The sequence below is a fragment of the Paraburkholderia sp. A1RI-2L genome (genome assembly GCF_048957375.1).
Classification (GTDB): Bacteria; Pseudomonadota; Gammaproteobacteria; order Burkholderiales; family Burkholderiaceae; genus Paraburkholderia.
Map to the genome: position 1 here is coordinate 2492339 of NZ_JARBTA010000001.1, position 23254 is coordinate 2515592.

Annotated in this window: 25 protein-coding genes; 6 read left to right on the forward strand and 19 right to left on the reverse strand. The window is 64.2% G+C overall.

The features are described from left to right. Window positions 1-116 precede the first annotated feature (116 nt). Window positions 117-875, reverse strand: coding sequence for an SURF1 family protein (locus PWP93_RS11370; RefSeq protein ID WP_421044551.1), 759 nt, complete (start codon window positions 873-875; stop codon window positions 117-119). Window positions 876-980: 105 nt separating this feature from the next. Between PWP93_RS11370 and PWP93_RS11375 the strand changes: the two genes are divergently transcribed. Then, complete coding sequence (locus PWP93_RS11375; protein ID WP_035524088.1) at window positions 981-1190, forward strand: twin transmembrane helix small protein; 210 nt, start codon at window positions 981-983, stop codon at window positions 1188-1190. Window positions 1191-1333: 143 nt separating this feature from the next. Here the strand turns inward: PWP93_RS11375 and PWP93_RS11380 are convergent, their stop codons facing one another. The 8 genes from PWP93_RS11380 to PWP93_RS11415 form a co-directional block, all read right to left on the reverse strand. Further along, the gene (locus PWP93_RS11380) at window positions 1334-2191 is read right to left on the reverse strand and encodes a cytochrome c oxidase subunit 3 (RefSeq protein WP_421022894.1); all 858 of its coding nucleotides are present in this window, start codon (window positions 2189-2191) and stop codon (window positions 1334-1336) included. Between the two features lie 130 nt (window positions 2192-2321). Next, on the reverse strand, window positions 2322-2579 hold the full coding sequence (locus tag PWP93_RS11385) for a DUF2970 domain-containing protein (RefSeq protein WP_421022893.1): 258 nt from the start codon (window positions 2577-2579) through the stop codon (window positions 2322-2324). A 35-nt stretch (window positions 2580-2614) separates the two neighbouring features. Further along, window positions 2615-3208, reverse strand: coding sequence for a cytochrome c oxidase assembly protein (locus PWP93_RS11390; protein ID WP_421022892.1), 594 nt, complete (start codon window positions 3206-3208; stop codon window positions 2615-2617). A gap of 61 nt (window positions 3209-3269) precedes the next feature. Further along, on the reverse strand, window positions 3270-3410 hold the full coding sequence (locus PWP93_RS11395) for a cytochrome oxidase small assembly protein (RefSeq protein WP_421044552.1): 141 nt from the start codon (window positions 3408-3410) through the stop codon (window positions 3270-3272). A 75-nt stretch (window positions 3411-3485) separates the two neighbouring features. Next, a complete protein-coding gene (gene ctaD / locus PWP93_RS11400; RefSeq protein ID WP_421022891.1) occupies window positions 3486-5096 on the reverse strand; it encodes a cytochrome c oxidase subunit I in 1611 nt (536 codons plus the stop codon). Window positions 5097-5226: 130 nt separating this feature from the next. Then, on the reverse strand, window positions 5227-6846 hold the full coding sequence (gene coxB, locus PWP93_RS11405) for a cytochrome c oxidase subunit II (protein ID WP_421044553.1): 1620 nt from the start codon (window positions 6844-6846) through the stop codon (window positions 5227-5229). 110 nt (window positions 6847-6956) lie between these two features. After that, window positions 6957-7433, reverse strand: a complete 477-nt coding sequence (locus PWP93_RS11410; protein ID WP_421022889.1) for a DUF2244 domain-containing protein — start codon at window positions 7431-7433, stop codon at window positions 6957-6959. Window positions 7434-7698: 265 nt separating this feature from the next. Beyond that, window positions 7699-8712 carry a methyltransferase domain-containing protein gene (locus PWP93_RS11415; protein ID WP_421022888.1) on the reverse strand — a complete coding sequence of 338 codons (1014 nt, stop codon included), beginning with the start codon at window positions 8710-8712 and terminating at the stop codon, window positions 7699-7701. A 204-nt stretch (window positions 8713-8916) separates the two neighbouring features. On the opposite strand from PWP93_RS11415, the gene PWP93_RS11420 reads away from it, so the two are divergent. Then, window positions 8917-9726 carry a ComF family protein gene (locus PWP93_RS11420; RefSeq protein ID WP_421045070.1) on the forward strand — a complete coding sequence of 270 codons (810 nt, stop codon included), beginning with the start codon at window positions 8917-8919 and terminating at the stop codon, window positions 9724-9726. A 55-nt stretch (window positions 9727-9781) separates the two neighbouring features. Further along, the gene (trmL, locus tag PWP93_RS11425; protein WP_421044554.1) at window positions 9782-10252 is read left to right on the forward strand and encodes a tRNA (uridine(34)/cytosine(34)/5-carboxymethylaminomethyluridine(34)-2'-O)-methyltransferase TrmL; all 471 of its coding nucleotides are present in this window, start codon (window positions 9782-9784) and stop codon (window positions 10250-10252) included. 33 nt (window positions 10253-10285) lie between these two features. Here trmL and PWP93_RS11430 read toward each other — a convergent pair whose 3' ends face one another. The 5 genes from PWP93_RS11430 to PWP93_RS11450 all read right to left on the reverse strand — a co-directional run bounded on the left by PWP93_RS11430 (window position 10286) and on the right by PWP93_RS11450 (window position 13267). After that, window positions 10286-10810: an O-acetyl-ADP-ribose deacetylase gene (locus tag PWP93_RS11430; RefSeq protein WP_421044555.1), complete on the reverse strand. Its 525-nt coding sequence runs from the start codon at window positions 10808-10810 to the stop codon at window positions 10286-10288. A 90-nt stretch (window positions 10811-10900) separates the two neighbouring features. Then, complete coding sequence (locus PWP93_RS11435; RefSeq protein ID WP_421044556.1) at window positions 10901-11899, reverse strand: NAD(P)H-dependent glycerol-3-phosphate dehydrogenase; 999 nt, start codon at window positions 11897-11899, stop codon at window positions 10901-10903. Window positions 11900-11934: 35 nt separating this feature from the next. Continuing rightward, entirely contained in the window at window positions 11935-12402 is a 468-nt protein-coding gene (gene secB / locus PWP93_RS11440; RefSeq protein WP_035523721.1) for a protein-export chaperone SecB, read from the reverse strand. Between the two features lie 179 nt (window positions 12403-12581). Beyond that, on the reverse strand, window positions 12582-12845 hold the full coding sequence (gene grxC / locus PWP93_RS11445; RefSeq protein WP_238467058.1) for a glutaredoxin 3: 264 nt from the start codon (window positions 12843-12845) through the stop codon (window positions 12582-12584). After that, window positions 12842-13267 carry a rhodanese-like domain-containing protein gene (locus tag PWP93_RS11450; protein WP_421022884.1) on the reverse strand — a complete coding sequence of 142 codons (426 nt, stop codon included), beginning with the start codon at window positions 13265-13267 and terminating at the stop codon, window positions 12842-12844. The genes grxC and PWP93_RS11450 overlap by 4 nt, the downstream gene beginning before the upstream one ends. Window positions 13268-13491: 224 nt before the next feature. Here PWP93_RS11450 and gpmA point away from each other — a divergent pair, with 224 nt between their 5' ends. The 3 genes from gpmA to PWP93_RS11465 all read left to right on the forward strand — a co-directional run bounded on the left by gpmA (window position 13492) and on the right by PWP93_RS11465 (window position 17211). Continuing rightward, entirely contained in the window at window positions 13492-14241 is a 750-nt protein-coding gene (gene gpmA, locus PWP93_RS11455; RefSeq protein ID WP_421044557.1) for a 2,3-diphosphoglycerate-dependent phosphoglycerate mutase, read from the forward strand. Between the two features lie 450 nt (window positions 14242-14691). Further along, complete coding sequence (locus PWP93_RS11460; protein ID WP_421022882.1) at window positions 14692-16263, forward strand: S41 family peptidase; 1572 nt, start codon at window positions 14692-14694, stop codon at window positions 16261-16263. Window positions 16264-16455: 192 nt separating this feature from the next. Continuing rightward, complete coding sequence (locus PWP93_RS11465; protein ID WP_421044558.1) at window positions 16456-17211, forward strand: HesA/MoeB/ThiF family protein; 756 nt, start codon at window positions 16456-16458, stop codon at window positions 17209-17211. A 41-nt stretch (window positions 17212-17252) separates the two neighbouring features. Here PWP93_RS11465 and ptsP read toward each other — a convergent pair whose 3' ends face one another. The 5 genes from ptsP to gshA form a co-directional block, all read right to left on the reverse strand. Beyond that, the gene (ptsP, locus tag PWP93_RS11470) at window positions 17253-18992 is read right to left on the reverse strand and encodes a phosphoenolpyruvate--protein phosphotransferase (protein ID WP_421022880.1); all 1740 of its coding nucleotides are present in this window, start codon (window positions 18990-18992) and stop codon (window positions 17253-17255) included. Window positions 18993-19226: 234 nt separating this feature from the next. Next, window positions 19227-19496 carry an HPr family phosphocarrier protein gene (locus tag PWP93_RS11475; RefSeq protein WP_421044559.1) on the reverse strand — a complete coding sequence of 90 codons (270 nt, stop codon included), beginning with the start codon at window positions 19494-19496 and terminating at the stop codon, window positions 19227-19229. Window positions 19497-19698: 202 nt separating this feature from the next. Continuing rightward, entirely contained in the window at window positions 19699-20253 is a 555-nt protein-coding gene (locus PWP93_RS11480; protein ID WP_421022879.1) for a PTS sugar transporter subunit IIA, read from the reverse strand. Window positions 20254-20650: 397 nt separating this feature from the next. Next, on the reverse strand, window positions 20651-21604 hold the full coding sequence (gshB, locus tag PWP93_RS11485) for a glutathione synthase (RefSeq protein WP_421044560.1): 954 nt from the start codon (window positions 21602-21604) through the stop codon (window positions 20651-20653). Window positions 21605-21718: 114 nt separating this feature from the next. Next, a complete protein-coding gene (gene gshA / locus PWP93_RS11490) occupies window positions 21719-23008 on the reverse strand; it encodes a glutamate--cysteine ligase (protein ID WP_421022877.1) in 1290 nt (429 codons plus the stop codon). Window positions 23009-23254: the final 246 nt, after the last annotated feature.

Consider the following 23254-nt stretch of genomic DNA (forward strand, 5'->3'; position numbering starts at 1 on the left):
AATCGGGAGAATGCGTCGACACTGCTTGAACCTCGTTTCTGTCGCTTCCAGTTATTCATGCGCTGCGATGCTGCAGCAGCCATTCGTCGCCCGGCGAATCGTCGCCCGGCTAATCATCAGGCGTCCTTCGTGCCGTGAGCCGACTCCGTGCCATGCCCCTTAATGCGCTCTTTTGTCGCAGCCCGGCGAGCCGCGTAAAGGCCGAATCCGAGCGCTGCGGCCGCCATGCCCCACCACTGGAGCATGTAACCGTAGTTGCGTTCGACATCGGTAGCCGGCACAGGCCAGTCGCGCACGAGGCCGTCCTTCAAGGCCGGCACAGCGTCCGTCTGCTGGATCACGAAGGGCTGCAACGGCAGTCCAGTTTCCGCCGCATAGGAGGCGACGCCGAGATTCTGCCGTATCTTCTTTTGCGCTGCAGAGCCGCCCGCCCCTAGTTCGAAGGCACGCGAGGCATCGGCGCGCGCAATGCCCACCACTTCGACCGGCTCCCTTGGGGTCAGATAAGGCGCGATCTGCTCGCGATCCTGGATGTTGCGCGGGAGCCAACCGCGATTCACGAGCACGTAGCCACCGCCCTCCAGTTTAAGCGGCATCACCACGTAAAAGCCTGGCTGGTCGTTATACGGACGATTGTCGAGATACACCACGCGCTCGGGCATGAACGTGCCCTTTGCGCGCACCCGATGAAACTCGATGTCCGTCAGCGGAATCGGCTCGGCGCCCACGCTCTGAGGGTTCGCATTCTCATAACGCGTGATCTGCGCCTGCAGCGCTTCCTTCTGATGGGCGCGGTCGCGTTGCCAGAAGCCGAGCCGGATGGTCACGGCCATCACTGTCAGGATGAGCAGCGCGGGAATGAGACGGATCTTCATCGGGCACATCCAATGCACTGCATTCGAATGGCCGAACCCTGCCCCCGGGGACACGGTGCGATAATGAGACAGGCGTTTTCAGGCATGCCAACTTCAGTGAACTTCATGCACATACTTGTCCCCATTGCGTTCGTGCTGATCATCGCGAGCATGATCTCGGCGCTTTACTTCATGATGCACGACCGCGGCCGCAGCAAGCGAATGGTGTGGTCGCTCGCGACGCGCGTCGGTCTGTCCATCTCGCTTTTCCTCTTCATTCTCTTCGCGCACTGGATGGGCTGGATCCAGTCCACCGGAATTCCGTACGGCCGCTGAGTTCAGCCATCGGCTCACCGCCGCGCCCACGCCTCGCCCCGCCATCGCGCGACCTTCCGCATCATCCGGTTCTGCAAAAGCCAAGGCGCCGCGCCGACAGTGTCGGGGCGGCGCCTTGTTTTATTACGCCCGCAGCGTGCGCGTTACAGCCAGTACACGACGACGTAGAGGCCGAGCCAGACTACGTCCACGAAGTGCCAGTACCATGCGGCGCCCTCGAATGCGAAGTGGTGTTCAGCTGTGAAGTGGCCGCGAATCAAGCGGACCAGCACCACCGCAAGCATCGTGCCGCCGAGGAACACGTGAAAGCCGTGGAAGCCCGTGAGCAGGAAGAACGTCGAACCGTAGATGCCCGAGGCAAGCGTGAGATTCAGTTCGTTGTACGCGTGGACATACTCGAAAACCTGCAGGCACAGGAAGCACAGGCCCAGGACGATCGTTGCCCCGAGCCACGCAATGGTCTTGTTGCGGTGGTCGTCGCGCAGTGCGTGGTGAGCCACCGTGAGCGTCGCGCCCGAGGAGAGCAGCAGCGCCGTGTTGATGGTCGGCACCGGCCACGGCGTCATCGAACGGAAGTGCGAGACGAGCGCCGCCGGGCCATTGTTCGGCCACACCGCCGTGAAGTCCGGCCAGATCAGCTTGTAGTCGAGGCTGCCGAGCTGATGCAGGGCAATCTGGCGCGCGTAGAAGAGCGCACCGAAGAACGCGCCGAAGAACATCACTTCGGAGAAGATGAACCAGCTCATGCTCCATCGATACGACTTGTCGACACGCTTGCCATACATGCCGCCTTCCGACTCGGCGATAGCGTCGCCGAACCAGTGCCACAGCGTGAAGAGCACCCACAGCAAACCGGCGGCCACGCCGATCGGCCCCCACGACTCGCCGTTGATCCACGACGCCAGCGACGCAAGCATGATCAGAAGACCAATGGACGCGCTGATCGGATGCCGCGACGGGTGCGGTACGAAGTAGTACGGGCTATCGTTTTGGCCGCTCATGCCTGATTCTCCAATTTCCAGTTGCTCCGGACAGTGCCGGCTTTTGCCGACTGTTGTTGCCGGCGGTCTGTCTTCGTTATTCGTTTTCGCCTTCAGGCGCGAGCGCATGCGTTCCGCATGCTGCCCCGCGCTACGCCTGGCCCACCACCGCGTGCACGATCAACAGCAACACGACGATAAAGATTGCCGCGCCGATGATCCCCGCTGCAATCAGCGCCAGCGGGTGCAGTTGAGCCGCGTCCGATTCGAGGTCGGCGCGCCTGCGTATGCCGAAGAACGACCACCCCACGGCTTTCGCCAGTTGCAGCAAGCCGCTCTTCTTCTGCTTTGCCGCGCCGGCCTCCTGGCTGGCGCCGCCGCGTTCTTCCTTTCTATCGTTGCCGTTCATGCGCGTCGTCCCGGTGGGCTCACGCCTCGCTCATCTCATGCGCCAGCCGACTGCTTCGGCGGCTGCGGCACTGCGGGCTTGTTCAGTTCGAAGAACGTGTACGACAGCGTGATCGTCTTCACGTCCTTCGGCAGTTTCGGATCGATCACGAACACCACCGGCATGCGCTTCGTCTCGTTCGCCTTCAGGGTCTGCTGCGTGAAGCAGAAGCACTCGATCTTGCGAAAGTATTCCGTCGCCTGCTTCGGCGCGTAGCTCGGAATCGCCTGCGCGTCGATCGTGCGCCCTTCGTTGTTCGAAATGTCGTACATCACCGTCATGACTTCGCCCGGGTGCACCTCGAGGCTCGTCTGTTCCGGCTTGAAACCCAGCAGCCCGCGCGCGTTCGCATCGAACTCCACCGAGATCGTGCGCGTCATGTCGACCTGCGTGTTGCGCGCCTCGCGCGCGGTGACGTCACGCTGCACGAGATTGTTGATGCCGGTGATCTGGCAAATCGCGCGGTACATCGGGATGAGCGCAAAACCGAAACCAAACATCAGGAACGCGATCACCACGAGCTTGATGAGCATCGAGCGGTTGAACCCGCGATCACTGCCAGTGCGATCTGAAAACTTCGGCGTGGACATCGAACTTCCTCGTACGTACACCGGCGCTCAACGCGATGCGAAGCGCCTCTTGCTGCTGGCCTCAATGAGCGCCGAAATACACCTGGTTCAGAACGACACCCAGAAAAAAGACGCCGACGACAGCCAGCAAAATCAGGCCGAGCCGCAGGTTGCCCGAGCGGATCTGTTCGGGTGTACGTCTTTTTTGTGGATTCCGGGTCATGCTTGTGTTGCGCAGTTGCTGCGGGATGTCTCGCGTCCGGCCGCGCACGGCGGCCGGACGCCCAGGACCGATGGCTTACTCGACCGTCGGCGGATTTTCGAAGGTGTGGAACGGGGCCGGGCTCGGCACGGTCCACTCGAGGCCGGTCGCGCCATCCCAGGGCTTGTCCGAGGCCTTTTCCAGCTCGCCGCCACCACGGTATGCCGGCAGCGCCACGAAGAACAGGAAGTACACCTGCGAGAGGCCGAAGCCGAACGCACCAATCGTGATGACCTGGTTCCAGTCGGTGAACTGGGCCGGATAGTCGGCGTAGCGACGCGGCATCCCGGCGAGGCCGACGAAGTGCATCGGCAGGAACGCGAGGTTAAAGAAGATCAGCGAGCACCAGAAGTGGATCTTGCCGCGCATCTCGTTGTACATCCAGCCGGTCCACTTCGGCGCCCAGTAGTACCACCCCGAGAACAGCGCGAACAGCGACCCCGCCACCAGCACGTAATGGAAGTGCGCAACGACGAAATAGGTTCCGTGATACTGGATGTCGAGCGGCGCCATGGCGAGCATCAGACCCGAGAGGCCGCCGAACGTGAACACGATCAGGAAGCCCACGGCGAACAGCATCGGCGTTTCGAACGACAGCGCGCCGCGCCACATCGTCGCCACCCAGTTGAACACCTTCACGCCCGTCGGGACCGCGATCAGCATGGTCGCGTACATGAAGAACAGCTGGCCCGTGACCGGCATGCCGGTCGCGAACATGTGGTGCGCCCAGACCATGAACGAGAGAATCGCGATCGACGCCGTGGCGTACACCATCGAGCTATAGCCGAACAGCGGCTTGCGCGAGAACGCCGGAATCACCTGCGACACGATCCCGAACGCCGGCAAGATCATGATGTAGACCTCGGGGTGGCCGAAGAACCAGAAGATGTGCTGGTACATGACCGGGTCGCCGCCGCCTGCCGCATTGAAGAAGCTCGTGCCGAAGTGACGGTCGAACAGCAGCATCGTGATCGCGCCTGCGAGCACCGGCATCACGGCGATCAGCAGGTACGCGGTGATCAGCCAGGTCCACGCGAACATCGGCATCTTCATGAGCGTCATGCCCGGTGCGCGCATGTTCAGGATCGTCACGACGATGTTGATGCCGCCCATGATCGACGACGCGCCCATGATGTGCACCGCGAAGATCGCGAAGTCCATGCCCGGGCCCATCTGCGTGGAAAGCGGCGCATAGAGCGTCCAGCCCGCGGCGGTCGCGCCGCCCGGCGTGAAGAACGAACCCACGAGCAGCACGGCGGCGGCCGGCAGCAGCCAGAAGCTGAAGTTGTTCATGCGCGCGAACGCCATGTCCGATGCGCCGATCTGCAGCGGCACCATCCAGTTCGCGAAGCCCACGAATGCCGGCATGATCGCGCCGAACACCATGATGAGGCCGTGCATGGTGGTGAGCTGATTGAAGAACTCGGGGCGCATGATCTGCAGGCCCGGCTCGAACAGCTCGGCACGGATGGCCAGAGCCATCACACCGCCCGACAGGAACATCACGAACGAAAAAAGCAGATACAGCGTTCCGATGTCCTTGTGGTTCGTGGCGAACAGCCAGCGTCGCCACCCGTGGGGCGTCTCGTGGGCGTGGTCCCCGTGCACATGACCGTGGCCCGCTACATCGTGTCCGATGCTAGACATGACTCTCTCCTGAAGCGAATTGCTTTGCGTCTCTTACTACTGTGTTGGCCTATGCGACTGACTGTTCTTTTCACGGCCCGGTGCGCGCCTCTATCCTTCTTTTCGCACGCCGGCGCCGATCAGCCCCCGCTCAGGCTGCCGGGCTGATTTCCACGCGCCGTGCTTCTTTCGCGTCGGCGCCGCCGGTAACCGTCTCCGGCTTCTTGAGGATGATGTGATCCTCGGCGATGCCCGCCGCTTTCAGCGCATCGCGCACAGCCTGCGCGCGATGCTTGGCGAGTTCCGCGTTGGTGTCTGCCTTGCCGCTCGCGTCGGTGAAACCCGAGAGCGTGAACTTCGCGTCCGGATGCGCCTTCGCATAGTCGGCCGCAGCCTGGATTGCGTCTTTCGCGTCGGCCGGCAGCGTGCTCTTGCCGACTTCGAAATAGATGCTGGCCGGGAGCGCCGCTGCGTTGCTCTGCGCTGCGCCCGAAGCCTGCTCGGCGCCGCTTGCCGCGCCCGCCTGTTCCGCGCCGCTGGCTTGCGCTGCCGGCGCAGCTTCCGCCGCCGCTTGCGCGCCGCCTTCGGGCATCTTGCCGTTGCGTGCATCGGCGACCTGGCGCGGTTGCAGCATGTCGCCCATGTGGTTGCCCCATGCGTTGCGCTCGAACGTGATCACCGAGGCGATCTCGACATCGTTCAGCGTGGGCGCCCACGACGGCATCGCAGCCTTGCCGTGCAGGACGATGTTCACGTGGCCGGCGATCGGGCCGTTGGCGATCTTGCTGCCGTCGAGCGCCGGGAACGCGCCCGCGCCCTTGCCGTTAGCCTGGTGGCAGGCCGCGCAGTTCGCTGCGTAGACCTTCTCGCCCCGCTCCTTGAGCTCGGCCATCGTGTAGGTCTTGTTGGGATCGTCGCTGGCGGCAGCCATCTTCGCCTTTTGCGTATCCACCCACTTTGCATAGTCCTCGTCGGACAACACCTCGACCACGACCGGCATGAACGCGTGTTCCTTGCCGCACAGTTCGGTACAGAAGCCGCGATAGGTGCCCACCTTCTCCGCCTTGAACCAGGTGTCGCGCACGAAGCCCGGAATGGCATCCTGCTTCACGCCGAACGCGGGCACGTACCACGAGTGCACAACGTCGTTGGCGGTCGTGATGATGCGGATCTTCTTGTTGACCGGCACGACGAGCGGGTTATCGACTTCCTGCAGATACGTGTCGCTGATCGGCGCCAGGCCGTTCACTTGCGAGCGCGGCGTCGTGAGCGTCGAAATGAAGCTGATGCCCTCGCCCGGGCCCTTCACGTAGTCGTAGCCCCACTTCCACTGGTAGCCGGTGACTTTGACGGTGACGTCGGCGTTGGTCGTGTCCTTCATGGCGACGACAGCCTTGGTGGCCGGCAGTGCCATCAGCACGACGATCACGAACGGCACGATCGTCCAGATGATTTCAACGGTCGTGCTCTCGTGAAAATGCGAAGCTTTATGGCCCTTCGATTTACGGTGTGCGTACATCGAATAGAACATGACGCCGAATACACCGATAAAAATCACGGCGCACAACAGCAGCATCATCATGTGCAGGTTATAAAGCTCTTCTGCGATGCGCGTGACGGGCGGCTGGAAATTGATCTCATTGACGGCGGGGCCGCCCGGACTGTCTCCGACAGCGAGTGCCGAGCCGGCGACGAGGAGTCCGCTGCACGCCAGCACGCCCTGTAGGGCTCGCTTGATTGTTTTCATAGCTTCCTTACCCATAAATTCCATTCAAACCCTCGACCCCGCAGGAAGGTTCTGCAACCAGGTCACGCCCTGGGTGCGCGTCATTTAAAGACTCGCACGCTGAATGAACCCCACCCTGCCACGCGTTTGCGCATTCAAGCGGCGCGCGCGAGCCACATGCGCAGTTCCCGCGCGAACTGCGCACGCCGATACTGCGGCAAATGCAAACCGACTGCGACCGCCTGGCCGCGGGACACGAGACGTACCGGATCGCGTGGGGTCGCGCCCGGTTCGACCCGGACCCAGCGGGGATTGAATTCGAACTGCGTGAGCGCTTCGGCGCTCATCTGCTCGATCACCAGCCGGTTCGGATAAAGCCTGATACGTTCGTAATCGACAGCATGGCGCGCATACACCAAAAACGCGCCACCCGCTACCAACAGATCGATGCCTGTAAACGGCAATACCAGCCAGGCGCCACGGATCAACAACAGAACGGCGATCGCGATGGAAACTAGCGCCAGCGATACATAGAACAATACGAATTGCCTGGGCGAAACCGAGCAGTTGCGCTTCATGATCCAGTCCTTCAGGACCGGCTCCGGACTCGCCAGCAGATCAGACGTCTGCATTGCTCGCCTCCCCCACTGCAACACTCGCAGACTATCGCCGCTTGCTGCCTTACACAACTGCGGGAGATCTGGACTTGCTGCGTAAGATTTAGGGCGGCAATCGATGCAGCAACCGACGCATTATAGGCGCGATCCCGAGCACCCACAAGCAAGCCGCAATCTGCCGCAAACCCAATACCGACGGGGCTTTCAGCGGTTTTTCGATAATTTTTCGAGGGCTTTTCGGGCGCTAATTTCAGGCATAACGAAAGCCCCCCTTATCACGTTAGCGATTCCTGGTCGGACCACGTCCAATATCTTCTATGCGTACGATACCGTGACCTTCCGCTGTCGTGCGAGGCACAGCCTTCCACGCGTGCCCATAGATTATTTCGAAGGTGAGCGCAATCGTACCTGCGTTAGGTCCATCCTTCAAACGGCGTGCCTCCAGCGCGTCCGCGAGCGAGCGATTGAGACGCCGCGAGGCGAGCCCTTCGGCGTGGTCGCTTTCATGACGCTCATGGCCTTCGCGCGAGAATACGCGGTTAAACGGATAAGCGCCCCAGCGGCGCACATCGGCGAGCAGCTTCTCCGGCGTCTTGTACGTGACAGTAAGCGTCTCCTGGTCCATCACCGGAATCTCGAAGCCGTTCTCGACGAGCATGTCGCCGAGATCGTGCATGTCGACGAAATCGATCACGTGAGGCCGCGTGGGCACGCCATGCGCGGCTTCGACTTCGGCCCAGGCGCCGCGCAATTCCTTGAGCGTGTCTGGGCCGAGCGTGCTGAACATGAGCAGGCCGTTCACCTTGAGCACGCGCTGCCATTCGCCGAACACGAGATCGGGACGTGGGTGCCAATGCAAGGCGAGATTCGACCAGAGCAGCTCGAACGCTTCACGCGCAAACGGCAACTCGGCAAAGTCGGCCTGCGCGAAACGCGGACCGCGCGCGCCGAGCGCACGGCCAATCGAAGCGGGAAGAAAACGCCGCCAGCTCGTGTCGCCGGCGTCATGCGCACGGGCGCGCTCGAGCATCGCGAAAGAGAGGTCGGTGCCGAATACGGGTGCTTCGGGAAAGCGCTCGCGCAGATGGGGAAGGTCGTCGCCGGGTCCGCAGCCCATGTCGAGCACGCTCGCGGGATTCACCTTGATGTATTCGAGGCGCTCGCGCATGCGTCCGGCGATTTCGCGCGGCAAGAACGCAACCTCGTCGAACGTCGCCGCACGGCGGTCGAATATCCGTCGAAGATATCGCGATTCGTAGGCCGGACGGCCGGGTCTGGGGTGAGACGGAGACATGTCGGTCGTATTGGCGAAGTCTGCGAAGTATACTCGCTCACTCTCATTCCTTCAGTCGCGAGTCTCGAACCTGGTCCGGGCCGTCCATCCATGCCGCAGCAGCACGCACCGTCACCCGCTTCGGCGTCAAGCCAATCGCCCGCATTGCGGCGTGCTTGTACTGCGGAAAAAACCGGAGCGAAAGCGCAGGCTTTGCGACGCGCCTTGGCGCGCGTGCGGCTCAGCGCGCGAACGCACTGGCCGCGGCTTACCGGGTTCGTGCTGCCCAATCTGTGTCCATTATGCGGCAATTTGTCGCGCTACACGTCCAGGGCATCCAACGGCATGCACAGCAGCACGCGCGCCGTGCTGTGCGCGGCTTGCGATGCGGCGTACTGGAATGAGGCGCGTCTGCGCTGCACCGTTTGCGCGCTGCCGCTTTCGGGCATGCGTCGCGCAACGCGGCACGCGCGGGCCGGCGAGCGCTACCGGTGTGACGCTTGCGTGAAATCACCGCCCGCGTTCGACGCCACGCTGGCGCTCGCGGACTATCGCGCCCCGCTCGATGCGCTCGCGCTCGGCCTGAAGTTTCGCGCGCGGCTCGCGCTCGGAGAAGAATTCGCGCGGCGTCTCGCACACGCGGCCGTCGACGCGCTCGATACCGGCGACGCACCTGGTCTCATCATGCCGGTGCCGCTCTCGCGCGAACGTCTGATCGAGCGCGGCTACAACCAGGCATGGGAGATCGCGCGACCGCTCGCCCGCGCGCTCGGCACGCGCGCCGACGTTACCCTGGTGCGCCGCACGCTGCACACGGCGGCGCAATCGAAGCTCGACCGCGAAACCCGCCGCCGCAACGTGGGCCGTGCGTTCGCGCTCACGCGCGCGGACCATGGCTTGAGCGGCCTGCATGTAGGCGTGGTCGACGACGTGATGACCTCGGGCGCAACACTCGATGCGCTCGCGCATACGCTCAAGGCAGCGGGCGCGCGCCGCGTGACGAATTTCGTCGCGCTGCGCACGCCGAAGGACTGAACCTCGCCTTTTCGCCGTTTTTCGTTTTTATCGTTTTTTTCAGACTCCCATCGCCATGTTCAATGTCGTTCTCGTCGAACCGGAAATTCCACCGAACACCGGCAACGTGATCCGCCTGTGCGCGAACACCGGCGCGCGGCTGCATCTGATCGAGCCGCTCGGCTTCCCGCTCGACGACGCGAAAATGCGCCGCGCCGGCCTCGACTATCACGAATACGCGCAAATGCACGTGCACCGCAACTGGGATGCCTTCATTGCCGCCGAAACGCCCGACCCATCGCGCATGTTCGCGTTCACGACGCGCGGCTCGGGGCGCTTTCACGATCACGCATTCTTGCCGGGCGACTGGTTCGTGTTCGGCGCGGAAACGCGCGGGTTGCCCGACGCGCTGCTCGAACGTTTCGCGCCCGAGCAGCGCGTGCGCCTGCCGATGCGGCCTGGCAACCGCAGCCTGAATCTGTCGAACACCGTGGCCGTGGTCGCGTTCGAAGCATGGCGTCAGTCAGGCTTCGAAGGTGGGGAATGAAGGATGAGCGAAGCGCGCACGCTCAGTGCGCATTCAGCGCAAACTCAACTCGCGCACGTAACGTGCGTGCATCGCTTCGTCGAAGCACGCGAATACGGCTCGCTCGAACGAGCGCTCGGCACTGAGCACGTCGACCACGGTCTGCACCGCGATCTTCACGGCCTCGTCGGGCGGAAAGCGATAAATGCCGCAACTGATCGCCGGAAACGCAATGCTCTTCACATCTGCTGCACGCGCGCATTCGAGTGAGCGCCGATAGCACGACGCGAGCAACGACGCCTCGTCGCGCGCGCCGCCGTTCCAGACGGGCCCGACCGTGTGAATCACATGTTTCGCGGGGAGCCGGTAGCCGGCGGTGATCTTTGCGTCGCCGGTCGAGCAGCCGTTCAGCGTCTCGCATTCGCGCAGCAACTGCGGCCCGGCTGCGCGATGGATCGCGCCATCCACGCCGCCGCCGCCCAGCAGCGACGTGTTCGCGGCGTTCACGATGGCGTCGACATGCAGCGTAGTGATGTCGACGACTTGCGCTTCGATACGGCAATTTCCAATGGTGAGCATGACGGTCCTCCGGTTCCAGGCACAGCGATTCGCGTTGAGGCCGGCGGCTAAAGCCTGAGCGCGACGCCGGGAGCCGGAAGAAATCGCGCCCTACTCCGCCTTCGCGTCGCGCCTGAGCAGTGCACTCACGGCATCGCGCGCAGCCACGCCATCGAACAGCACGGCGCATACCGCCTCGGTAATCGGCATTTCGATATTGTGCGCGCGCGCGAGGGCAAGCACGGCGCGCGCGCAGCGCACGCCTTCGGCCACATGGCCGAGCGCGCCGAGGATGTCGTCGAGCGTGCGGCCGCTCGCAAGCTGCTTGCCCACAGTGCGGTTGCGCGAGAGGTCGCCCGTCGCGGTGAGGATGAGGTCGCCGAGGCCCGTGAGGCCGTTGAAGGTCTCGGCGCGCCCGCCGAGCGTCACGCCAAGGCGCGTCATCTCCGCGAGACCGCGCGTGATGAGCGCGGCGCGCGCATTCAGGCCGAGGCCGAGGCCGTCGGAGATGCCGGTCGCAATTGCGAGCACGTTCTTGACCGCGCCGCCCACTTCCACGCCCACGACGTCGTCGCCGGTATAGATGCGCATCGCGCGATGATGGAAGGCAGCGAGCGTACGCTCGCGGCAGGCGGCCGACGCGCTCGCGACCGTTAGCGCGACCGGCAGGCCCTCGCCCACCTCGCGCGCGAAGCTCGGCCCCGAAAGCACGCCGTTGCTCGGGTGCCCGGGCAGTTCGGCCGCCACGACCTGATGCGGCATGAGCTGCGAATCGGCCTCGAAGCCCTTGCACAGCCACACGAAGTGCGCGGGCACGCGGTTCATGCCGCGCATGGCGCGCAGCATGTCGCGCAGACCCGCCACGGGCGTGCCGAGCACGACCAGATCCGCCTCGCCTGACGCATGGTCGAGCGCGGCGGCCAGATCCGTTTCGTAGTGGAGTTTCTTTGGCAGCGAGATGCCCGCGAGATAGCGGGCGTTCTCATGCGTCTGGCGCATTGCATTGACGAGCGCGGCATCGCGCGCCCACAACACCGTGTCATGCGCCTGGGCCAGGTGCCCTGCCAGCGCGGTGCCCCACGCTCCGGCGCCGAGAACGGCCACTTTCATTCCGATACTCCGCACCGGTGATTTCGTTTCAGCGCTCAATGCGTGGCGTTGCTCGCGCCTTCCTGTTGCTGCGCGATCTGCTGAAGGCGTTGCTCGTAGAGCGCCTGGAAGTTGATCTCGGCCAGGTGGATCGGCGGGAAGCCCGCACGCGTGATCGCGTCGGCAATGTTCGAGCGCAGGTACGGGAACAGGATGGTCGGGCAAGCGATGCCGACGAGCGGATCGATCTGTTCCGCCGGGATGTTGCGGATGTCGAAAATGCCCGCTTGCTTGGCTTCGATCAGGAACGCCACCTTGTCCTTGATCTTCGCGGTCACCGTGCCGGTCACGAGAATCTCGAACACCGATTCCGCGAGACGCTCGGCCTTCACGTCGACTTCCACTTCCACCGAAGGCATATCCTGCTCGAGGAAGATGGCCGGCGAATTCGGCTGCTCGAGCGACAGGTCCTTGAGGTAGATGCGCTGGATGTTGAAGAACGGCTGGTTGTTCTCGTCAGACATGGTGTATGGCTTCCTGATTAAATTGAGTTGCAACCGCACAGTATCGCTTCGTCTCGCTAAACCGAGGCAATGCCGTGCAGCCGCAATGAGCAGCAACAGACGACAACGCGCCCGCGCAAGCCTTGCCGGCTCGCGCGGGCGAAAAACCGTGGCGCGCTGACGCGCCGTTTAAAACTGCGTCAGGCTGCTGCTTCGAGCAGCGGCATCAAGCCGCCGGCGCGGTCGAGCGCGGAGAGGTCATCGTAACCGCCCACATGCGTCTCGCCGATGAAAACCTGCGGTACCGTCCGGCGGCCGGTGCGCGTCATCATCTCTTCGCGGCGCGCCGGGTCCCGGTCGATCAGCACCTTCTCGATATGGTCGACGCCGCGCGACTTTAAAAGACGCTCGGCCATCTGGCAATACGGGCACACCTGGGTGCTGTACATGACCACCTTGTTCACTTCGAAGCTCCTTGTTTCACGACCGGCATGCCGGCCTGCTGCCAGGCGTTCACGCCGCCGTCCAGCACGTGGACTTCGGCAAAACCGGCATCCTTCACGAGGCGCTGCGCCTTGTGCGACTGCTGGCCCGTCTGGCAGACCAGCAACACCGGGTTGCTCTTGTTCTTCACGAACTGGGCAACCTTGGTCTGCAGCTCGCCGAATTCCAGATGGCGGGCAGCGGGCAGGTGGCCCTTCGCGAAGTCGTCCGCGGAACGCAGATCGATCACCACCGCGTTGCGGCGGTTGATGAGCTGCGTCGCCTCGGCGGCGGAAACGCCGCTGCGCCCGCCCCGCTTGAGCGTCGGCCACAGGAGCAACGCTCCTGAGATGAGGACGATCGCGATGAGTACAAGGTTGATGTAATTGGTAAAGAACGTCACGGATGATCCGCCGGGAAAAAGAGAAATCGGTGAGAAACTGATTCGGGCAATCCGCTCATTATAAAATAACCGTTTGTCGCAAGGTTGCCGCCCACCAGCCCGGGTGCGCAATCGCGTATGCGACCCGCAGGACCGGACCGCCGCAGCGAGGCAGCCGCACGACCGGCGCCCCAGGCGCACCCCGGCCCCGATTACCGCTTCCTTCACTACCGACCGTCATTTTCATGTTCAAACTTGTACTCATCCGCCACGGCGAATCGACGTGGAACAAGGAAAACCGCTTCACCGGCTGGGTCGACGTCGACCTGACCGAAAAGGGTAATCTCGAAGCGCAGCAGGCCGGCCAGCTGCTCAGGGCGTCGGGCTATTCGTTCGACATCGCGTACACGTCCGTGCTCAAGCGCGCGATCCGCACGCTCTGGCACGTGCAGGACCAGATGGACGAAATGTACCTGCCCGTGGTCCACTCGTGGCGCCTGAACGAACGTCACTACGGTGCGCTTTCGGGCCTGAACAAGGCGGAAACCGCCGCCAAATACGGCGACGATCAGGTGCTGGTCTGGCGCCGCAGCTACGACACGCCGCCGCCCGCGCTCGAGCCCGCCGACCCGCGCACGGCCTACGACGATCCGCGCTACGCGAAGGTGCCGCGCGAAGAGCTGCCGCTCACCGAGTGCCTGAAGGACACGGTGGCACGCGTGCTGCCGCTGTGGAACGAATCGATCGCGCCGGCCATCAAGGCGGGCAAGAAGGTCGTGATTGCCGCGCACGGCAACTCGATCCGCGCACTCGTGAAGTATCTCGACAATATTTCGGACTCGGACATCGTCGGCCTGAACATTCCGAACGGTGTGCCGCTCGTGTATGAACTCGACGAGAACCTCAAGCCCATCAAGCACTACTATCTGGGCGACGCCGACGCCATCGCGAAGGCCGCAGCCGCCGTCGCGAACCAGGGCAAGAAGGCCGGCTAAGTCCCACAAGCCCTCCAAGCCTTTTCTCGCCCGTATTGCATCGAAACCGCCGCCCCGCCAGTCGCGCTGGGGCGGCGGTTCAGCAGCAGTTCTGCGGCAACTCACTCCCGTGTCTCAAGCGTTTCAAGCGGGTAAATCCTTCCGCGTTTCCGGCTTCGCTGATAAACCTGCCACCTCGCGGCCAGCCCACCGCCACCGCGCTGCCAGTTTCCCGCCAGCCCCGCGCCTGGCAAGACCTGGCGGCACGCAATGTGCGACCCCCGCTGCGTCTGGACTGTCGAACCCGCAACGTTCGCCCGCGCCCTGCCGCTCGAATCGCGCTCGCGGACATCACCTCCGTCAGCCCCAATCGCGCCTTATACACAGAGCGGTCAAGTGTGCAGTTATACTTGTCCGTCGCTTTTCCATTAGACGCTGCCCCGCGCCTTTCGACCGCACGCAACAATCTCTATGCGAAAGAACCTCAAAAACATCGGCCTGATCGCTGCTGGCCTCGCGACCGGCGTATTTGCCACTTTGCAGATCTCCGCTTCGGCGCAGCAAACCCAGCAAACCGTGATCGAGCCGCTGCCGCTCGACCAGCTCCGGCTCTTCGCCGAAGTGTTCGGCCAGATCAAGCATGAGTACGTCACGCCGGTCGACGACAAGAAGCTCCTCACCGCCGCCATCAAGGGCATGGTGTCGAGCCTCGACCCGCACTCGTCGTATCTCGACAAGACCGACTATCAAGAGCTCCAGGAGCAGACCAAGGGTCGCTTCGCCGGCCTCGGCATCGAGATTTCGTCGGAAGACGGTTTGATCAAGGTCATCTCGCCGATTGAAGACACGCCCGCGTTCCGCGCCGGCATCCGTCCGGGAGACCTCATCACGCGCATCAACGACAAGCCCGTGCGTGGCATGACGCTCGACCAGGCCGTCAAGCAGATGCGCGGCGACCCGGGCACGAAGGTCACGCTCACGATCTTCCGCAAGACCGACGACCGCACCTTCCCGCTCACCATCACGCGCGCCATCATCAAGGTGCAGAGCGTGAAGTCGAAGATCCTGCAGCCGGGCTACGCCTATGTGCGCATCACGAGCTTCCAGGAACGCACGGTCCCCGACCTCGCCGCGAAGCTCCAGGACATCGCGCGCCAGGAACCGAATCTCAAGGGCTTCATTCTCGATCTGCGCAACAACGGCGGCGGCCTGCTGCAAAGCGCCGTGGGCGTGGCGGGCGCGTTCCTGCCTCCGGATTCGGTCGTGGTGTCCACGAACGGCCAAATCCCGGACTCCAAGCAGGTCTACCGCGACACCTACGAGAACTACCGCCTGCCTTCGTTCGACGGCGACCCGCTCAAGAACGAGCCGGCTGAGTTCAAGACCGTGCCGATGATCGTGCTGACCAACGCCTATTCGGCTTCGGCTTCGGAAATCGTGGCGGGCGCGCTGCAGGACCAGAAGCGTGCGCTCATCATCGGCAAGACGACGTTCGGCAAGGGCTCGGTGCAGACCGTGCGTCCGATGACCGCCGACACGGCGCTGCGCCTGACCACGGCGTACTACTACACGCCGAGCGGGCGCTCGATCCAGAACAAGGGCATCCGTCCTGACATTCCGGTCGATCAATACGCCGAGGGCGATCCGGACGACGCACTCGTGACGCGCGAGGTCGATTACCAGAACCACCTTGCGAACACGCAGGATCCGAACGAGAAGAAGGAACAGGAAGCGCGCGAGCAGGAGCGCATGGACATGCTGCGCCAGCTCGAGGAGCAGAACGACAAGAAGACGCCGGAGCAGCGTCAGAAGGACCGCGAGCGCAAGCCCGTCGAGTTCGGCACGGCCGACGACTTCATGCTCCAGCAGGCGGTGAACAAGCTCCAGGGCAAGCCGGTGACGGAGTCGAAGTCGCTGATGGAACGCCGGCTCGCGCAGCAGAAGCCGCCGAAGTCGGCTTCTGCGCCGATCGCCGTGCAGCCGTCCGCCTCCGCGCCAGCGGCGGGCTCCCCAGCCGCACCGGCCTCCGCGCCGGCGAAGTAATACCGGCGTCCGGCCAGTGGCTTCACCGCTGGCTCGCCGTGTGTTCGCCTTTGTGCATCACCGTCCTCGCGGCCCGCGCAACGTGGGCCGCGAGGACGAAGCGCCCCGCGCCAGTACAATGAGGTTTCCGTACTCCCGGCGCGCGTCACGGCTCCCCGCCCATCGCAGCGCCCCAGCTCCGTGCGCATCGCGATGAACGACGACCAACTCCTCCGCTATTCCCGCCATATCCTCGTCGACGAGATCGGCATCGAGGCGCAGCAGCGCTTTCTCGACGCGCATGCGCTCGTGATCGGCGCGGGCGGCCTCGGCTCGCCGGCGGCCATGTATCTCGCGGCCTCGGGCGTGGGCACACTCACGCTCGTCGATAACGACACTGTCGACCTCACCAATCTGCAGCGGCAGATCATGCACGAGACGGCTTCGGTGGGCCACGCCAAGGTCGAGTCGGGCCGCGACGCCATCGCGCGCCTGAATCCCGAGGTGAAGGTCCATGCCGTGCAGGCGCGCATCGACGATGCGTGGCTAGATGCCCACGTGCCGGGCGCGAGCGTCGTGCTCGACTGCACCGACAACTTCGCCACGCGCCACGCCATCAACCGCGCGTGCGTGAAGCATGGCGTGCCACTCGTCTCGGGCGCGGCGTTGCGCTTCGACGGGCAGATCAGCACTTTCGATTTCCGCGACGCGGCCTCGCCCTGCTACGCGTGCGTGTTCCCCGAGGACCAGCCCTTCGAGGAAGTCGCGTGCTCAACGATGGGCGTGTTTGCGCCCACGGTGGGGATCATCGGTGCGATGCAGGCCGCCGAGGCGCTGCGTGTGATCGGCGAGATCGGCACGCCGCTCGTCGGCCGGCTGATGATGCTGGACTCGCTGCGCATGGAATGGAACACGATGCGTGTCGCGCGTCAGCCCGATTGTCCGGTGTGCGGCGAGCGCCACGGCTGAGCGCGCTTTTGCCAAGGCGGCTCGCGAGCGCCACAAACCGGCTACGCGAGCGCGAGCCGCTCCAGCGCCGCCTGCAGTTCCTCGGGCTCATAGGCCGCCAGCACGTCGGCCACCGGCTTCTCGAGCGCCTTGATCTGCGAGCGCAGGATCTCCTGCTTCACCACGAGCAACTGGCTCGGATGCATCGAGAATTCGGTGAGCCCCATGCCGAGCAGCAGGCGCGTGAGCTGCGGATCGCCGGCCATCTCCCCGCACACCGAGACCGGTACGCCCACGCGCTTGGCCTCGCGCAGCGTATGCGCGATCAACTGCAGCACGGCCGGATGCAGCGGGTCGTAGAGATCGGCCACGGCATTGTCGGCGCGGTCGATCGCCAGCGTGTACTGGATCAGGTCGTTAGTGCCGATCGAAAGGAAATCCAGACGCCGCAGGAACATCGGCAGCGCCAGCGCCGCCGCCGGAATCTCGATCATCGCGCCCACTTGCACGTTCGGGTCGTAGGCGAGCCCCGCATCGTCGAGCTGGCGCTTGGCCTCGCGAATGAGGTCGAGTGTCTGGTCGATCTGCTGCGCGTGCGCGAGCATCGGCACCAGGATCTTGACCGTGCCGAACGCCGACGCGCGCAAGATCGCGCGCAATTGCGTAAGGAACATCTGCGGCTCGGACAGGCTCCAGCGGATCGCGCGCAGGCCGAGCGCCGGGTTCGCGGCGGTCTCGTAGCCATCGCCTCCGCCTATCGAGTCGAGCGGCTTGTCCGCGCCCACGTCGATCGTGCGAATCGTCACGGGCAGCCCGTTCATCAACTCGGCCGCCCGGCGGTAGGCGACGAACTGCTCCTCCTCCTCAGGCAACCGGTCCTTGTGGTTCATGAACAGGAACTCGGTGCGGAACAGGCCCACGCCCGTCGCGCCGGCGTCGAGCGCCGCCTGCGCGTCCTCGGGCAGCTCGATGTTCGCGTAGAGCTCGATCTTCGCGCCGCACAATGTTTGCGTGGGCGAGAACTTCAGGCGCTGCAGCTTGCGCCGCTCGAGCGCCATCTCACTTTGCCGGTAGGTGTACTCCTCCAGCACGATGGGCGCGGGATCGACGATCACGACGCCGTGGTCGCCATCGACGATGATGAGGTCGTCCTGGCGAATCAGTGCGCTGGCCTGCTGCACGCCCACGGCGGCCGGAATGCCGAGACTGCGCGCGACGATCGCCGTATGCGAGGTGCGGCCGCCCAGATCGGTGACGAAGCCCTGAAACGTCTGCCCCTTGAACTGCAGCATGTCGGCAGGCGCGATGTCGTGCGCAACCACGATCATCTCGTCGCAGCCGCCGTGCAGCGCCGCGGGCGAGGCGCCCGCGAGCGCCTTCAGCACGCGCTCGGCCACCTGCTCGATGTCGGCCTTGCGCTCGCGCAGGTATTCGTCCTCGACATCGTCGAAATGGCGCGTGAGGCGTTCGAGCTGCTCGGTGAGCGCCCACTCCACATTGAAGCGGCGCGTGCGGATGAGGTCGATGGTCTCCTGAACGAGCATGACGTCTTTCAGGATCATGAGATGCACGTCGATGAAGGCGCCCATTTCGGTGGGCGCGTCGGCGGCGAGGTCGGCGCGCAGTATATCGAGCTCGCGCTCGACGAGCGCGAGCGCGGCGCGAAAGCGCTCGATTTCGCCTTCGATCTGCGGCGGCTCGATCAGATAGTGGTCGACGTCGAGCGCAGCCGGGGCGATCAGATACGCTCGCCCGATGGCAATACCGCGTGATACGGGAATCCCATGCAGCGTGAACGGCACGCGCACCTCCTCTGGTTATGTGATGCCGCGGCAAACCGCTGCAATGCGCTCTCTCTGACCCCGACTTTTATTATAAATTCCGCAGCGCGCCGATGTTGCCTCGCGCGGCCCGACAATAAAAACGCCGCGAACAAGCGCGGCGTCGTGGAGGTGGCGTGGCGGCAGTCCGTGGCGCCGGCAATGATCAGAGCGGCAGCAAGTACCGGGAAGACATAGCACGCCGATACGTGGAATTCACTGGCCTTCGCCGAATTTGTCGGCGATGAGCTGGAGCATCGCGCCCATGGCGTCGGCTTCGTCCGGGCCTTCGGTTTCGATCAGCACCGTGCTGCCGATGCCTGCCGCCAGCATCATCACGCCCATGATGCTCTTGGCGTTGATCCGGCGGCCATTGCGGCTCATCCAGATTTCCGACTGATAGTTGCCGGCCAGTTGCGTCAGCTTCGCCGACGCGCGTGCATGCAGGCCGAGTTTGTTCACGATGGTCGTTTCTTGTTGCAGCATAGTTCGTCGATCCAGGCGCAGTGTGTTGATGTAATGCTCGGTGATTGTGCGTCGCTCGCGCGGGACGTGCGCGCTGTGCGGCCGCTGCGTTTGGCGGTTTTGCCCATGCGGGTTGCCCCCGTAGCTGGCAACCCCAGTTGGCAACCCGCCGTTGGCAACCCGGCCGACCGGTCACCTGCCGGCGGCCAGACCGATTGCCAGCTCAGGCCGCGCCGGCAGGCTTCAGGACTCCGGCAGCAAAGCCGCTCGGCGCCTTGGCGCTTTCCGTTCCGCCCGCGAGGCTTGCTGCGCCCGCCGCGGCCTGCTCCGCCGCATCGGCGGCAGCCTCGGCGCACGGCGTGGGTGCGCAGCCGCATTCGGGCGCGGGCGTGCCCGGCCCGATCGTCTGAATGCCCTTGCTCGCACCTGCAAGCGCTTTTTCCACCAGCATATCGAGCGACGTCGTGCGGTAGCACACGGCGCGCACGAGCATCGGCAGATTGACGCCCGCCAGCACGCGCACCTGTGGCACGGTGGCAAGCCGGGCAGCGATATTCGAAGGCGTGGCGCCGAACATGTCGGTGAGCACGAGCGCGCCGTTCTCCTCGCGCAGACGCTCGATTTCGGACGTCGCCTGCGCGACCACCTCGGCGGGGTCGCTGTCGGGCAACACATCGAGCGCGCCGATGCGCGCCGGACAGCCACCATAGATATGAGCGATGCACTCGCGCAGCGCGGTGGCGAGCGGTGCGTGGGCGATGATCAGAATTCCTGCCATATCAGTACTCGCCGGGCCGCCCCAAGGGTACTGACACCCCCTCGGGGGGCAGCGAACGCAGGGCGCGTTGGGGGTAGTTCATATTTCAGCGTGACTGCAAATGACGGCTTCAGTTGATGCCGGGCCTGTCCCGGCAGCGCCGAACCTGTGGCCAGCCGTGAGCCAGCAGGGTCGGAACACACGCCGCGCGGCAACCCGGGCGCGCCTTGAAACACATCTCGAGGCACACCGGACAACCGCCGCGCAACGCAGGCTCGCGGCATTGTAACAGGGTCATTTTCGCGCACACCAAGCGGTTTTGCTCGTAGTTTTGCGTTGCGAAATACTCATGCGCCGGACACCCCCGGCTATACAGGCCGCAGCCCTCATCAACTACATGGCGCCGCCGCGCGGGGAATCAAGCCGCCGCGCGCTCCAGCGCGTCGACGAACATCGCTGCCACGTCGAAGCCGGTCTGCTCCATGATTTCGCGAAAGCAGGTCGGGCTCGTCACGTTGACTTCGGTGAGCCAGTCACCAATAGCATCGAGCCCCACGAGCAGCAGGCCGCGTGCCGCGAGCACCGGTCCGAGCGCCCTCGCGATCTCCATGTCGCGCGCGGTGAGCGGCTGCGCGACGCCCAGGCCGCCCGCCGCGAGGTTGCCGCGCACCTCGTTGCCCTGCGGAATGCGCGCGAGCGAATACGGCACCGGCTCCCCGCCGATCAACAGGATGCGCTTGTCGCCGGCCTTGATTTCGGGGATGAACTTCTGCGCCATCACGCTGCGCGCGCCGTCGTGGCTCAGCATTTCGATGATCGAGCCGAGGTTCATGCCGTCCGCCTTCACGCGGAACACGCCCATGCCGCCCATGCCGTCGAGCGGCTTGAGGATCACGTCCTGATGCTCTTCGTGGAACTTGCGCAGCCGCGCCGCGCTGCGCGTGACGAGCGTGGGCGCAACGAACTGCGGAAATTCGCCGATGGCGAGCTTTTCCGAGTGATCGCGAATCGATTGCGGCTTGTTGAAGATCTTCGCGCCCGCGCGCTCGGCGATTTCGAGCAGCCACGTGGAGGTCACATACTCCATGTCGAACGGGGGGTCCTTGCGCATGATGACCGCATCGAAACCGGTAAGCGCGCGCTCGTCCTGCGTGGCCTTGAACCAGGTTTCACGATGCAGGTCCGCCGTGTCGCCGACAATCTCGAAGCGCCGCACGTCGGCTTCGACCTGGCCGTTCACCCATGCCAGATGCTGGGGCTCGCACGCAAACAGCGTATGGCCGCGCTTCGCGGCCTCGGCCATCATCGCGTAAGTCGAGTCCTTGTAGATCTTGAACCGCTCGAGCGGATCGGCGATGAAGAGAATGTCCATATCGTCTCTGCCTTGTCCCTGCCTGGTGCCCGCTTCGTGCGGGGCGTTATGACGGCAACGCCCGCTCAGGGCGGGCGCTGCGTTGAATTTTCCGAAAAACGACGGTCGCGAGGTTTACACCTGAATCGCCTCGGGGTCGGTCTTCTCCAGCTCGACCGACGCCGCGAGCAAGCCCAGACGCGCCACCACGCCGTACATGTAGAAGCGGTTGGGCGGCGCCGCGCCCGGCTTCGCGCGCGTGTCGGGCAGCGCCGTGTGCTCGAAGCCGAGCGGCACGTAGTGCATGCCCGGCGCATTCAGATTCTGGTCGCGCTCGCGGCTGCCATGCGCGCGGTAGAAACCGCCCACCACATAGCGGTCGATCATGTAGACGACCGGCTCGGCCACTTCGTCGCCGATATGCTCGAACGTGTAGACGCCCTCCTGCACGATCACGTCGCGCACTTCGAGTCCGTCCTTCGTGGCCGACATCTTCGCACGTTCGCGCTTGGTGAGCGCGGCGACCTCGGAGGCGTCGTGCACCGTCATCACGCCGCGGCCGTCGGTGCCGGCGTCGGACTTGATCACCACGTAGGGTTTTTCGGTGATGCCATACTCGCGATACTTCTTCGCGATCTTCTTGAGCACCGCGTCGATAGACGCCGCCAGCTTCTCCTCGCCCGTGCGCGCCTCGAAATCGACGCCTTCCACGTGCGCGAAGTACGGATTGATCATCCACGGATCGACGCCCACCATCTTCGCGAACTTCTTCGCCACGTCGTCGTAGCAGGAAAAGTGCGTGGACTTGCGGCGCACCGCCCAGCCAGCGTGCAGCGGCGGCAGCACGTATTGCTCGTGCAGGTTCTCCAGCACCGGCGGAATGCCGCCCGAGAGATCGTTGTTCAGCAGGATCGAGCACGGATCGAAGTTCTTCAGACCCAAACGCCGCTGCGAGCGCTCGAGTGGCTCGAGCACGATCTTCTGGCCATCCGCGAGCGAGATCGTGACCGGCCCGGCGATGGTTTCGTCGAGCGTGCCGAAGCGCACGTTCAGGCCCGCCTGGCGCATGATCGTGGCCAAGCGCGCGACGTTCTCCAGATAGAACGCATTGCGCGTGTGCATCTCGGGGATCACGAGCAGGTTCTTGGCGTCCGGGCAGATTTTTTCGATGGCCGCCATGGCGGCCTGCACGGCGAGCGGCAGCACTTCCTGCGGCAGGCAGTTGAAGGCGCCCGGAAACAGATTGGTGTCGACCGGCGCGAGCTTGAAGCCGGCGTTGCGCAAGTCCACCGAACAGTAGAACGGCGGCGTGTGCTCCATCCATTCAAGGCGGAACCAGCGCTCGATGGACGGCGTCGCGTCGAGGATGCGCTGCTCGAGTTCGAGAAGCGGACCGTTCAACGCCGTAACCAGATGCGGGACCATAAGGTAATACTCGCGGACAAAAGCTGATTGAGGGTAAGCAAACCGGGAGCGTATCTGGGGACGATTGCAGTGGTTGCAAGACGGCCTTTCCCTTACTGTTCATAGGGTTATAGCCGCCACGCCCTGCTCCCGGCCATGCGCCCCACCATCCAGAACGAATATCCATTCTGGACCGCGCGCAGGGTCCGGCGCAATGGAGACACACGAAAAGAAGGGGCACTAACGCCAACGTGAAGGAAATCAGGC